Origin of the sequence: Paraflavitalea soli (assembly GCF_003555545.1) — a bacterium.
In the GTDB taxonomy this organism is placed as follows: Bacteria; Bacteroidota; Bacteroidia; order Chitinophagales; family Chitinophagaceae; genus Paraflavitalea; species Paraflavitalea soli.
In genome coordinates, this window is sequence record NZ_CP032157.1 from 3292784 (window position 1) to 3306256 (window position 13473).

Below are 13473 nucleotides of genomic sequence, written 5' to 3' on the forward strand. Positions count from 1 at the left end.
TGGTACTTTTTCTCAGAAGTTGATTAGCGGGATTTTTGTTTTATAGAATAAGGTTAGGTCGATATCAATGTTCACGATAACGAATATACATTATTTAGATTGAAAAAAAATATTTCGATGATGGCACCAGCCCGCTAATTTCTCTGTGCTTCCTGTTTGAATTTAGTAACCAATTGTTTGAATTGCGTAATATTTATTTACGTCTTTGGTTTACTTTCGCAATAATTATAATACTTTAAATCTGAATCAATGATAGCTACAAAAGGATATGCGGCACAAAGCCCTACCACAGATCTTGCTCCCTGGAACTTTGAACGCCGGGAAGTGGGGCCTCATGACGTGCAGTTTGAAATACTTTTTTGTGGCGTGTGCCACTCAGATCTTCACCAGATCAAAAACGACTGGTTTCCTGGTATTTTCCCCATGGTACCGGGTCATGAAATTGTAGGCCGGGTAGTAAAGGTGGGCGACCATGTTAAGAAATTCAAAGTAGGTGACCTGGCTGGTACAGGCTGTATGGTGGATTCCTGCCAGGTATGTGAGAACTGTAAAAATGACCTGGAGCAATATTGCCTTGAAGGGAATACCCAAACCTATAACGGCCTGGAGCGCGACGGGAAAACGCCCACTTATGGCGGCTATTCAAATACCATCGTTGTGCGCGAAGAGTTTGTATTGCACCTATCCGACAAATTAGACCTGGCAGCAGTGGCGCCTTTGTTATGCGCCGGCATTACCACGTATTCCCCATTGCGTCACTGGAAGGTGGGCAAGGGCCATAAATTAGCAGTATTGGGGCTTGGCGGACTTGGGCATATGGGTGTAAAATTTGGGGTGGCCTTCGGTGCAGAAGTGACCGTACTGAGCACTTCTCCTAAAAAAGAGGCAGATGCAAAGAAACTGGGTGCCCACCATTTTGTGGTTACTACCGATCCTAAACAAGTGGAAGCGGCAAAAGGAACCTTTGATTTTATTCTTGATACTGTCTCAGCAGAACATGATTTCAATATGTACATGTCCCTGCTGAGAACAGACGGTACCCATATTTGTGTAGGCGTACCTCCCAAACCGGCCGAGATAGCAGCATTCAGCCTTATCGGAGGAAGAAAAAGCTTAGCAGGCTCCGGTATTGGGGGCATCAAAGAAACCCAGGAGATGCTTGATTACTGTGCAGCGAACAATATCGTTTCCGATATAGAAATGATCTCCATGAAAGATATCCATAAGGCATACGACCGGATGCTGAAGGGCGATGTTCGTTACAGGTTTGTTATAGACATGGCTACTTTATAATAATAATTTCTTTATAAAGAATTAGAAAATGTCCCCGGGTGAAAGCACCGTTCGGGGACATTTTTATTTAAATTTAGTACATGGAAAAGATCACACCCGGCGATACACGTTATGCTGACCTTGCAGGAAAAAGATTCAACAAACGCTTTACAGGCAAACCTGAATATATTCTCCTGCCAACCTCGACGCAGGAAGTAGTGGAAGCTGTACAGGAGGCGGTGACCAATAAACGACGCCCTGTGGTGCGCAGTGGCGGACATTGCCTGGAAGGTTTCGTATCGGACCCTGGCGCACAGGTACTGATCGATGTATCATTGATGACAGGTCTTTATTATGATGCTGAGCGGGGGGCATTTGCCGTAGAGGCCGGTGTAACAGTTGGTGAGATGTACCGCAGACTATTCCTCGGCTGGGGCGTAGTACTTCCTGCGGGAGAGCATCCAGGCATAGGCATGGGCGGCCATGTATTGGGTGGCGCTTTCGGATTTCTTTGCCGGGAATACGGCCTGGCAGCAGACTACTTGTATGGCGTAGAACTGGTGACAGTCGATGCTTCGGGCAAAGCCCATAGTGTGATCGCTACCCGGGAAGCAACCGATCCCAACAGGGAGCTTTGGTGGGCACATACCGGTGGCGGCGGTGGTAACTTTGGCATCGTAACCCGCTATTGGCTGCGTTCTCCGGATGTCACGGGCACCGATCCTTACATAGCCCTGCCCAAAGCGCCGGCATCCATTACCACTTTCCGCATTGCCTGGGATTGGAAAGATGTTGATGAAACATCTTTTTCCCGCCTTATGCAAAACTTTGGAATATGGGCACTGCAACACAGTGGGCCCGACTCTCCCTACACACCATTATTCAGCATACTTTTCCTGAATCACCGCAATATAGGCAGGCTGGAAATGAAAGGGCTTGCTACAGGGGCCAATGCGGCCCGGCTTATTGAAGAACACCTGGCAGCCATTGCAGGCCCCATTGGCTTGCCCTATACAAAACAGATCGAGGAAAGTTCCTGGCTGCGTTTTGCGCTCAATCCCTTTCCTGAATTATTTCAACCAGGCTTTGACAACGTACAGGCAAAAGTGAAGGATGCTTTCTTTCGCCGCCCCTTTATCGACAGCCAGGTAGCAACAGCCTATAAATACCTCACTGCCGATGCACCCATAGGCGGAGGATTGGGCATGGCTACTTATGGAGGGAAAGTGAATACTGTGACTCCGGATGCCACCGCATCACCACAACGGGATTCCATATTGGATGTGGCCTGCAATACGGGGTGGATCGATCCGAATGGTGCAGGGCCCAGCCTGGACTGGGTGCGTAATTTTTACAAAGATCTCTTTCCCGGTTCAGGCGGTGTACCCGTACCCAATGAACAAACCGACGGGTGCATGATCAACCATCCGGATACAGACCTTGCCGACCCCGCCTGGAATCAATCAGGCGTTCCCTGGCATACCCTTTACTACAAGGAGAATTATCCACGGCTGCAGCAAGTGAAAGCCCATTGGGACCCACTCAACATATTTCATCATGCCTTATCCATACAGGCGACTGATTAACGACAGAAAACTTACCACCTGCCAGGAGTAGCCTACTCTATTGAATATTTCTCTATATTTAGCCCGTATGGCAAACCTTACCATTATTTTCCGGGCAGCGCTGTTGGTGACAGGTATTTTATCTGGTATAGCAACCCTGGCTCAGCAACCAGCTATATTCCTGGCAGATCCAACCATCTTTAAAGACAAAGGGACATACTATTTGTATGGCACCGGCAGCAACCAGGGTTTCCTGATGTACAAATCTGCTGACTTGAAAACCTGGCGGCACCCCCAGGACAGCGCCCGGCAATTTGCCATGAAACGCGGCGAATCCTTTGGAACCAGCGGCTTTTGGGCGCCCCAGGTATTTGCCTGGAAGGACAGCTATTACATGGCTTACACAGCCAATGAACAGATAGCGATCGCCAAAGCCAGCAGTCCCGCAGGTCCATTCAAACAAGATACATTGGTTGCATTGAGTGGCACCGGCAAACAGATCGACCCGTTTGTCTTCTTTGATAATGACGGTAAGATATACCTCTATCATGTGAAACTACAAGCCGGCAACCGGATCTTTGTATCGGAAATGAAACCCGATCTGTCGGATGTGCTCCCCGGCACTGAAAAAGAATGTATATCAAGTACGGAGGGATGGGAGAATACGTCAGCATCCACCTGGCCGGTAGCTGAAGGCCCCACAGTACTAAAGCATAAAAAGGTATACTACCTTATCTATTCGGCCAATGATTTCCGCAACAAGGATTATGCAGTGGGGTACGCTACCTCCAATTCCCCAACAGGGCCCTGGAAGAAATATACCGGTAACCCGATCATCAGCCGGCATACCGTTGGACACAACGGACCTGGCCATGGCGATGTGTTTACGGATAAAAAAGGGCAGCTGTATTACGTTATTCATACCCATCATTCGGATGATCGCGTGTCCCCCCGTGCAACAGCGTTCCTGCGCTTACAATTTAAGACCACCAAAGATGGAGAAGATGTGCTGGAGGCAGAGGCAGCGTCATTTGAATGGATAAAGAACGATTAAAATCCCTAGACCACTTCCCCCTCCCTTTTACATACAGCACCGTCACTTAATATCGTCAATTCTTAAGTCAATCCACGAAATATCGTGACCAGTCGTGCCAGGCGAGGGTAATAACTCCTTATAAGTCAACACCCAAATGCATTGGTATGCTAATTGGATTATTGGCGGGTATAACGGATTCCATTCAACAAAAAGCAACACGCCATGGAAAACAAAAATATACCCGACATCCTGGATCGCCTGGCCGATATCCTGCAACAAAATGACAGTCTGCCATTAACTTACCTCGACAGCATGCAGGAAAGGGACCAGGTGACCGGTTCCACCTTGCCAGCCGGTCAATTACGGAGGAGAGAGGAAAAGCTGCCTGAGTTTCTCCAACAATTAGGTATCCGCAGTATGACCCTCCATGATCCGGCCAATATAGAAACATTGCTCTCAACAGCCTCCAACATGGCTGCACAAATTGGAGGCACGCCGCACCATTACTTTCACCACAGCTCCTTTGCCGGGTACTTCCAAACCATTTTCCAACAGGCCACTACCATTGGCTTTGCAGATTGGTCTCTTTTCGCAAATGCATCGGACTACTGGGATAAACTACTTACAGCAGTGATCAAACCACTTAAAACAAAAGAGCTGCAGTTTATCTTTTACCTCGGTAACATTTCCTCCCGCCCGGTGTTCATGGTCGATGAAATGCTCGATATAATGGGCGATTTTGCCCGGTATGGCCAGGTCACTTTTATCATGGACCAACAGGAAATGAAGAAGCTCTGGGAAGCACTGAATGGGGTCAATACTGCCAGGAACGATCTATGGCCATTTGATATCGAAGAAAGGTACAAGTCGCTGTTCAACACCATGAACGTTCACAAACTGGTCGTGTACGCCCTCAATGGGGTATCGCTGTATTCCAGGAAGGAACAGTTCAATTTAACACGGCGGGTTATGACTGTCCCCGTTGAAAACGCACCCAATGGAAGAAATAATTTTATCAATGGTTACTCATTGGGGCTTTCGTTGCAGTTGGAAAGCGCGCTTTGCATCATCCTGGGCATTATTTATTATGAGCTCATCACACAGCACAATATAAGCCCCAGCCGGCATGCCCTCCTCAATCATATAAAGTCCTGGAAAGATCAGCAGGGCGTAACTACAGCTCAAACCCCCAATCTTTAAACATGCTAATGAATACTCCCAAAAGCTTACCCGTTAAGGTATGCAAGATCGAATCAGACGCCAGAAACACCGCTGTATGGGTAAAGCATATCCAAAACGACTTTGAGATCATCTGGATCCTGGAAGGCACGGGACTACATACTATTAATGGAGAACAATATTCATTATCACAAAACGCGGTATATGTCGCACTGCCGGGCGATTACCACGAACTCCTGATCAACCCCGGGGCCCAGGGTTATATTGTGCGTTTCGACACCTCCCGTCCAGACCAGGTAGACAGCGATTACCATACGATCAATGAGTCCTGGTTGTATTACTATTTTTCAAAGACACCCGTTCTGAGATTGGATGCCGGTAAGCATGACAAAATGAAAAACCTCATCATGCTGATGGAACAGGAATCCGCCGCATACAGTTCTTTGCACAGCGAGATCAACAGCAAATGTCTCCAGCTTTTTCAATTGTACCTGAGGCAGCACATTGAATTGTTGTCCAATCCTTCCTGCACTTATAAGATGAACAGCTTGCTGAAACAATATTTTTGGCTGGTAGAGAAAGACTTCAAAACACAGAAGAATGTGGAATATTATGCCAGGGAGTTGAACGTCTCGGCCAATTACCTGAATCACATGATAAAACGGGCCTCGGGCTATCCGGCAAGCTATCATATCCGCCAACGATTGTTTCAGGAGGCCAGGAAAAAAGCCCAATATGCAGGATTCAGTATGAAAGAGATTGCCTATTACCTCAACTTTACCGATATATCCCATTTCAGCAAGTTTTTTAAAAGCATGTGTGGCATTAGCTTTTCCGAGTATAAGCGGGAAGAATTGAAAAGAGCGGTCTGAATAGGAACGTTTTCTCACCCAATAGACAAAAGGATAAATATTGTACATTAGATCTTCAAATTGATGATATGACAATTTCCGAATACATTCTCAGTGTGCCCTCCGACAGGCAGGCCCTGCTAACTGCCCTCCATGACCTGATCGTGACCCATGATCCTGGTGTGCAGCCTGTCATTAAACCGATGATGGGCAAGGAAATGATCCTGTACGAAGAGCGATCTTATATGAAATACGGGCTGGCCAATAGCAAAGCTTATATGTCCCTGCATTGCATGCCTATTTATATGAACCCGCAGCTGCATGCTAAATATGCCGGATTGCTGCCAGCAGCCAAATTCCAGAAAGGCTGTATCAATTTTACCGGTACGGCTGACATGCCGCCTGCAATAGTGGCTGCTTTGATCACCGACTGCTCGTCAATCGATATAGCCGCCATGCTTGAAAACCGGAAAAGAGGTAAAAAGTAATATCGTGCCGGCCAAACAAAACCCGCAGCTATTGTTGCGGGTGACTAGTTGGTCGGGATGACGGGGCGAATATCAAACTTTCCTCCATTGTCATGCCAAAAAAGCATCCAGCTCTTCTGCAGAATTAATACCGATCTTTTTATATAACCTGTATTTCGCTTTCTTCACGCTATCGGGTGATATAAGTAATGTCTGGGCTATCTCTTTGTTACTTAGCCCCAGTTTATGCAGCATCATTAACCTGAGCTCGGCACCTGATACAGGGCCGATCTTGTCAACAATGCTATTTTCAAAATCAGGGTATACCTTAATGAATGAGTTTTTAAATTCATTCCACTGTTCCTTTTGTGTAAGATTAAATTCTCTGAGGAAATGAATGCCTTCGGAGTTACTTTCAAGCTCCCCCTCTTGCAGTTCAGCAGGCATTTCATCAAAAGAAACTTTACTGAAACCGGCATTACTTTTTAATATAGGAGGCGCCTGGAAATTAGTATTATCATTTCTGATTGATTCCAATTGGGAGAGTAATTGTGTTTTAAGCACTTCAATTTCGGCTGCTCGTTGATGACTTATCTTTTCCGTATTGGTTTTGTCAATTTCTATTCTTCTTATTCTCTTATAAAGGAGGTAAATAAATACCGCGATGACAATGCTTACAGCAGTGACAATGATGAACTGCAATACAGATCTTGTTTTTCTTGCCCTTTCTATATAGGCCATCTCGCTTTCATACACACGGACTGCCGCATCCAGTTCCAGTTCTGATATCTTGTTTTTATTGCCATGATCCAGGAACAGGGAATCATAATGTACAAATGCTTTGTAGGCATTCAGTGCATTTTTATGGTCTTTCAATTTTTCGTAATAGAGGTAAGCTGCTTCATGTCTTTTCTTAAAGGAAGCATAATCATCTGGCCGGATAGAAGGCATGATGGCGCTGAATGAATCCAGCAACGCTTTGCATTTTGCCAAACGATTGCGCTGTAATTCAATTTTTGCCAGCCAGTAAAAAGCCCCTGACGCATTTTCCCAAAGTTTCTCCTTAAAGCTCAGCTCTTTTTCCTTCATTATATTGTCATAGGCCTCATCATACCTGCCCATTTTGTATAAGGTAACAGCGGCGCTGCCCAACACTACAGTATTGAAATCGGTATTGCCTGCCGCAAGAGCGGTCACTGATGCTTTATTGAAATAGCGCATCGATTCAGCCAGGCTATCCATTTTCTGGTAATTGATACCAATACCATTCAGTGATACAAGAGAATCCATCAGGATACTCCTGCCTGTTGCCAATGATCTTTTAAAATATTCAATGGAGCGTTGCGGTTTGTCCAGTTCCCACAAAATATATCCTATCTTGTGCAGGATGGCCTGGAAGGAGATATCCTGCTGCAATCCATACCTAACCACCATTTTTTCTGCAAAGAACAAAACTTTAATTGCCTGGATATTGCGTGAGGTACGATGCTGGTATTGAGCCAGCTCAAACAGGGCTTCCAGGGCGGCTGAAAGATCTCCTTCCTTTGTGTAATCCTTATACAGGGCTTCAAATTCTTTGTCTGCCTTCTCCGGGGGTACCTTCTGGCATTTCAGTTGTATGGACTTTTCTACCAGGGCCATTCGCCGGTAAAGCGATCGGTTATCTTCTTTTTGGCAGCGGTCTTTTACATGTTTGCAAAACCTGGCCAACTCTTCCGGACATTTTCTGATACCATGACCGCTTAAAAAAGCATTGCAAATGCGATGTACATTGTCGGGCGCTGCCTGCCTGCAGACAGCATAGACGCTGTCGTAATCACCGGGGTGATATGTCAACATGGCACAAGGAGTGGAGGCGGGTCGGGTTTGGGAAGTGGCCGGCAAATAAATAACCAGGATCAGCAGGGCTGATAGCCAATGCCGCTTATACATTTCATAAGGAGTAAATAAGGGTAGTTGTTTTTTCAGGCAGCTGGTGGACATTCTCAAAGATAAAGCAGGATAAAGCGGAAAAATGTCCACTCAACCGTGAAAATTCCGTTTGTCCACCGGTTTTGGGTTGTTTGTCCACCGTAAAAATTCACCTGGGTTTACCTCATCCATTAGTTTTGAGCGCATTGCAGTCATTTTTTGAAGATGATTGGAGTGCGAAAAAACCAATAACAAATACAAATGAAAGAACCACGACTAACCCGGGTGACATTTTCTGCGATCTTATCTCTTTTCAGTTTACTGCTTTCCAGCGGTCTTTTTGCCCAACATGTAGGCGTTGGAACCACCACACCCAATTCCGTATTAGATATCAGGGCCACGAACCCTGCCTCACCTTCCAATACGGATGGGATAATCATTCCCAGGATAGATGCCTTTCCGGCAGTAAATCCCACGGTACTACAACAGGGCATGATGGTATACCTCACCACTGCAGCAGGGGCCAATCAGCCTGGTTTTTATTACTGGAACAATATCAGTACAAGCTGGGTATCGCTCACAGGTGCCGCCAGTGGTACCATGTGGAATCTTACTGGAAACGCAGGTACCAGTGCAGGTGCAGATTTTATCGGTACTACGGATGACAAGGATCTCTTTTTAAAAAGAAACGGAATATTATCCGGCAGGCTCTCCTGGTCAAATACTTCATACGGCAGAGGATCATTTCTAAACCCCGGTAACGCTGCGGAAAATACCGCTATAGGTGCCGATGCCATGGCCACTATCAGGAATGGCGTTAACAATGTGGCTGTCGGATACAATGCCTTGTTTTCAGACTACGATGGGTCTGGAAATACGGCACTCGGTCATCGCACCCTCTTTTCCAATACAAATGGTGCCGGAAATATTGCCGTAGGGTCATATGCCTTGTACTATAATGCTAATGGATTGGGAAATGTGGCCGTCGGTAACGCGTCACTGGAATGGAATGGAGGTAGCTATAATACCGCCATGGGTAATACTGCATTAAGGTACAACCAGGGGGGAAGCTATAACACTGCCGTGGGTAATGAGGCCCTGTATAACTCTTTGAATACTTCGGAGAATTCAGCTTTTGGTTACCGTTCACTGTACAGCAACAGAGGTGGTGGTGCAAATACAGCAATGGGTACAAGGTCATTGACGAATACTACAACCGGCAATGACAATACTGCTGTGGGAGCTGAGACTTTATTGAGCAATGTTACAGGTGGGCAAAATACTGCCATGGGTGTAAGAAGTTTAAGAGCCGCTACTGCTTCGGGGAATACGGCCATTGGTTACGAAAGCATGCTTAACAATACAACAGGAACCAACAATGCGGCCACCGGCATGTGGGCATTGGCTGCCAACACCACCGGCGGGTCGGGCACAGCAGTAGGATTCAGGGCTTTGTCGTCGAATGTCGATGGCAATTCCAATTCGGCACTGGGAGCAAACGCATTAGCATTAAACTCTACAGGTGGGTTCAATACAGCCGTTGGAGCAGGCGCATTGGTAGCCAATACTACAGCCTGGTACAATGTAGCTGTCGGAGCAGATGCCTTAGCCGCCAATACAACCGCGAGGTATAATACTGCAACAGGGGGAAATTCTTTAAAAGCTACAACTACCGGAGAATCCAATACTGCCGTAGGATATAATACAATGCTCACCAATACTACCGGCTGGAATAACGTAGCCATCGGTGCGGAAGCATTAAAACTCAATACTACAGGTTACCGTAATACTGCTGTTGGCGGTGCTACATTACTGAGTAATACAATCGGCATTAATAATACTGCTGTCGGTTTTGCATTAAATGCCAATACATCAGGAAGTAATAACAATGCGATGGGTACTGAAGCTTTAAGCTTAAATACAACAGGGAGTGGCAATACCGCTTTCGGCGAAAGAACATTAGCTAACAACTTAACCGGTAATAATAACACTGCGATAGGTAACAAAGCAGGGCAACTGCTTACTGCAGGCGGTTCAAACAATACCGCTGTCGGACACAACGCTCAGGTGCCGAATGGATCAGGAAGCAACCAGTTAAGCATAGCCAATGTGATTTATGCTATCAACACCGATGTTTCAGGTGCAGGTAATGTAGGAATAGGTACCGGCACTCCTGCTACCAAGCTCGATGTAGCAGGTACTACCAGAACCACCAACTTCCAGATGACATCGGGGGCTGTTAATAATTATGTATTAAGGTCAGACGCAGCAGGCAACGCAAACTGGGCCTCTATAAATACGCTGGAAACAGATCCCAAAGTAGGTAGTATGAGTGGCAACCAGGTTGCTAAATGGAATGGCAGTCAATTGGTGAACAGTTCCATTACCGACAATGGCTGGGTGGGTATAGGCACCGCCAGCCCTGGAGCACAATTACATGTAACAGGCGGCTCAACAGCCGGAGCGCCCAGCCAGCAACGTTCTTATTTTCACGTAAACACTTCAAGTATTGTTCAGGATGTTAGTTCATCTGGTGGTATTGTAGTACGTGCCGATGGTTGGTTCTGGTCGAATGGTGGCGGCTATTTAGCTACCTCTGACGCGAGGATCAAAAACATTACAGGGATTACCAATAACGAGGCAGATCTGGCCACTCTTCAGCAGATACAGGTAACGGATTATACCTACAAAGATGAAATAAGCCAGGGCAGCGGCAGGCAAAAAAAGGTGATAGCACAACAGGTAAAAGAAATATATCCTGTTGCGGTGAGCCAAAGCACCGGAGCTATACCCAGCGTATTGGAATTGGCGAAATCGGTAAAAATTATCGACAAGTCAACAGCCATTACCACCAGTAAACCACACGGTTTTATAACAGGCGACGAAGTGAAACTGATCCTGGATAAAAGCGGTGAAAAAACGTATACCATAACAGTTACTGCGCCCGATAGTTTCACCATACCCGCTATAATCTCTGAAAATGTGTTTGTATATGGTAAAAAAGTAAAGGATCTGTTGAATGTGGATTATGATGCGTTGACCACACTGAACATCAGCGCTACGCAGCAATTGATAAAAGAAATAGCAACACTGAAAGCGGAAAATCTACAGTTGAAAGCGGACATGGAAGAAAAAATGGCCAACCTGCTCAAACGTTTGGAGCAATTGGAGAAAAAATAAATCCTATGAATTTAAAAATATATGCCATTCAATTTACGACCCTGTTGTGCATGGTTTGCTTTATCGTTACCGGCTCGCAGGCCCAATTGAAAGTACAATCCGGAGCTACCCTTTCATGTACAGGAGGCGCTGTGATCACGCTGAGCAATACTGATCTCGACAACGATGGTACCATTAGCCTGTCGGCCGGACAGGGCACTTTTATTTTTACCGGCAACGCCAATAATACTATTTCCGGTAGTTCCACTCCTCTGTTTGATAACCTGCAAATTGCCAAAACCGGCAGTGCCAAAATAACGCTGCAACAGGGTATACAAATAAATTCGGGGATTACCTTTTCTTCGGGAATCATTGACCTGAATGCGCAGAATATATTGCTGCAACCTGCAGCATTGCTGAATGGCGAATCGGAAACCAGCCATATAACAGGGGCCAATGGCGGTTATGTCCAGATCACCAATACGCTCAACGCACCTTCATTGGTGAACCCCGGAAATCTGGGGGCTGTCATTACCTCTACACAAAATTTGGGCAGCACCATTATTAGCCGGGGGCATACATCCCAAACCAACGGATCAGGCGGGGGCAACAGTATATTACGCTATTACGATATTATACCAACCAATAATGTTTCGCTCAACGCTACCTTGCAACTAAACTATTTAGATGCTGAAGTGAACGGGCTCGATGAAAACAGCCTGGTGCTTTGGAAAAGTGCGGATAATGTTCAATGGATTAGTCAGGGGGTAGATACGCGCAATACCACCACTAACTATGTTAGCAAGGCAGGACTGGCCGACTTTTCACGGTGGACGCTTTCATCACTCGACAACACGCTTCCCCTGGTATGGGGTTCATTCAACACCAAATGCATAAGCAGCGGCACCCGTATATCCTGGCAAACACAGTCAGAACAAAATACCGCTTCTTTTGTGGTACAACGCAGTACTGATGGCGTTACCTGGACAGCAATAGGCAGTGTACCGGCAGCAGGCAACAGTCAGACTATATTGTCCTATGCGTATACCGACCCACAACCGCCTTCGGCCACCAGCTATTACCAGATCATGCAACGTGACCTGGATGGCAGACAATCTTATTCAAAGGTATTGATAAGCCGGTGCGGGCAACCGGAAAGGATCCATGTATATCCCAATCCCGTGCAAACTAATTGTTGGGTAAGCATACAATCAGAAACTTCCCGCACAGTTATGCTGCGCTTGTACGATAGTCGGGGTGCCCTGATGCAGGGGAAGACGGTAGCTTTACAAGCGGGTAATAACCAGTTTGCATTATCCATGAACGGTCTTGTGCCTGGCAGCTATTTGCTGGTGATTACCTGGAGCGATGGAAAAGTAAAAGTGGTGAAGCTGGAAAAAAATTAAGCAGGCTCCAGGGAAGAAGGCGGGGCAGAAGCCCTGCCTTTTTCATGTACCCACAACCTCCAAATGTTTTGTGTTTCCAAAGTTAAATGATGCACTTTCGATATATGAGGTGAGTATAAAGAAATTTTCTTCGCTTTTTGTCTAACGCAAGCTTAGTTTGAATCCAGTATTCATAAAATGGATAATCTTATTAGCTTTCTTTTTTAAACAGGAATTTTCGATGCGTAACTCCCCAGGCCGAAATAGCGTCAATTACCCCGCTCAAAGTCTTACCATGTTCCGTTAGCTCGTATTCCACAGTTGTCGGTTTCGTAGGCATCACAGTTCGGGACACTATTTCATTTTGCTCAAGCTCCTGTAACTCTTTAGAGAGCATTTTAGCAGCAATACCTTCTATCCCACGCAGCATATCCATAAAACGCACCTTGCCATATAGCAGGAGCCATCCAATAATCTGAATTTTCCATTTCCCTGATAATAAGATCATAGTATCCCTTATCGCAATTAGTTGCTCTTTACAATCAGGTACTTGCGGGGTTGGCTTTTTTGCATTCATATAATTCAAAATTACTACAATCGGTTTATCAATAGCCACTTGGTTTCATAAAGGAAACTGGTTTCTAAAAG

10 protein-coding genes are annotated in these 13473 nt (G+C 45.9%); 8 read left to right on the plus strand and 2 right to left on the minus strand.

The window, feature by feature from the left end:
• The first annotated feature begins 249 nt into the window (after positions 1 to 249).
• The 6 genes from D3H65_RS12085 (at position 250) to D3H65_RS12110 (ending at position 6391) form a co-directional block, all read left to right on the plus strand.
• Positions 250 to 1293 (plus strand): NAD(P)-dependent alcohol dehydrogenase, encoded by a 1044-nt coding sequence (locus D3H65_RS12085; RefSeq protein ID WP_119050560.1) that lies wholly within the window; start codon positions 250 to 252, stop codon positions 1291 to 1293.
• 80 nt (positions 1294 to 1373) lie between these two features.
• Positions 1374 to 2858 carry an FAD-dependent oxidoreductase gene (locus tag D3H65_RS12090; protein ID WP_119050561.1) on the plus strand — a complete coding sequence of 495 codons (1485 nt, stop codon included), beginning with the start codon at positions 1374 to 1376 and terminating at the stop codon, positions 2856 to 2858.
• Between the two features lie 67 nt (positions 2859 to 2925).
• Positions 2926 to 3891, plus strand: a complete 966-nt coding sequence (locus D3H65_RS12095) for a glycoside hydrolase family 43 protein (RefSeq protein ID WP_119050562.1) — start codon at positions 2926 to 2928, stop codon at positions 3889 to 3891.
• Positions 3892 to 4095: 204 nt separating this feature from the next.
• On the plus strand, positions 4096 to 5073 hold the full coding sequence (locus D3H65_RS12100) for a hypothetical protein (RefSeq protein WP_119050563.1): 978 nt from the start codon (positions 4096 to 4098) through the stop codon (positions 5071 to 5073).
• Positions 5074 to 5081: 8 nt separating this feature from the next.
• The gene (locus D3H65_RS12105; protein WP_162915584.1) at positions 5082 to 5924 is read left to right on the plus strand and encodes a helix-turn-helix domain-containing protein; all 843 of its coding nucleotides are present in this window, start codon (positions 5082 to 5084) and stop codon (positions 5922 to 5924) included.
• A 68-nt stretch (positions 5925 to 5992) separates the two neighbouring features.
• Positions 5993 to 6391 (plus strand): DUF1801 domain-containing protein, encoded by a 399-nt coding sequence (locus tag D3H65_RS12110; RefSeq protein ID WP_119050565.1) that lies wholly within the window; start codon positions 5993 to 5995, stop codon positions 6389 to 6391.
• Between the two features lie 90 nt (positions 6392 to 6481).
• On the opposite strand, the gene D3H65_RS12115 is transcribed toward D3H65_RS12110, so the two are convergent.
• Positions 6482 to 8353 (minus strand): tetratricopeptide repeat protein, encoded by a 1872-nt coding sequence (locus D3H65_RS12115; RefSeq protein WP_119050566.1) that lies wholly within the window; start codon positions 8351 to 8353, stop codon positions 6482 to 6484.
• 189 nt (positions 8354 to 8542) lie between these two features.
• On the opposite strand from D3H65_RS12115, the gene D3H65_RS32915 reads away from it, so the two are divergent.
• Together D3H65_RS32915 and D3H65_RS12145 are read left to right on the plus strand one after the other, a co-directional pair.
• Complete coding sequence (locus tag D3H65_RS32915) at positions 8543 to 11461, plus strand: tail fiber domain-containing protein (protein WP_162915585.1); 2919 nt, start codon at positions 8543 to 8545, stop codon at positions 11459 to 11461.
• A gap of 5 nt (positions 11462 to 11466) precedes the next feature.
• Positions 11467 to 12846 (plus strand): T9SS type A sorting domain-containing protein, encoded by a 1380-nt coding sequence (locus tag D3H65_RS12145; protein WP_119050572.1) that lies wholly within the window; start codon positions 11467 to 11469, stop codon positions 12844 to 12846.
• Between the two features lie 190 nt (positions 12847 to 13036).
• On the opposite strand, the gene D3H65_RS12150 is transcribed toward D3H65_RS12145, so the two are convergent.
• On the minus strand, positions 13037 to 13402 hold the full coding sequence (locus D3H65_RS12150) for a winged helix-turn-helix transcriptional regulator (protein ID WP_119050573.1): 366 nt from the start codon (positions 13400 to 13402) through the stop codon (positions 13037 to 13039).
• Positions 13403 to 13473: the final 71 nt, after the last annotated feature.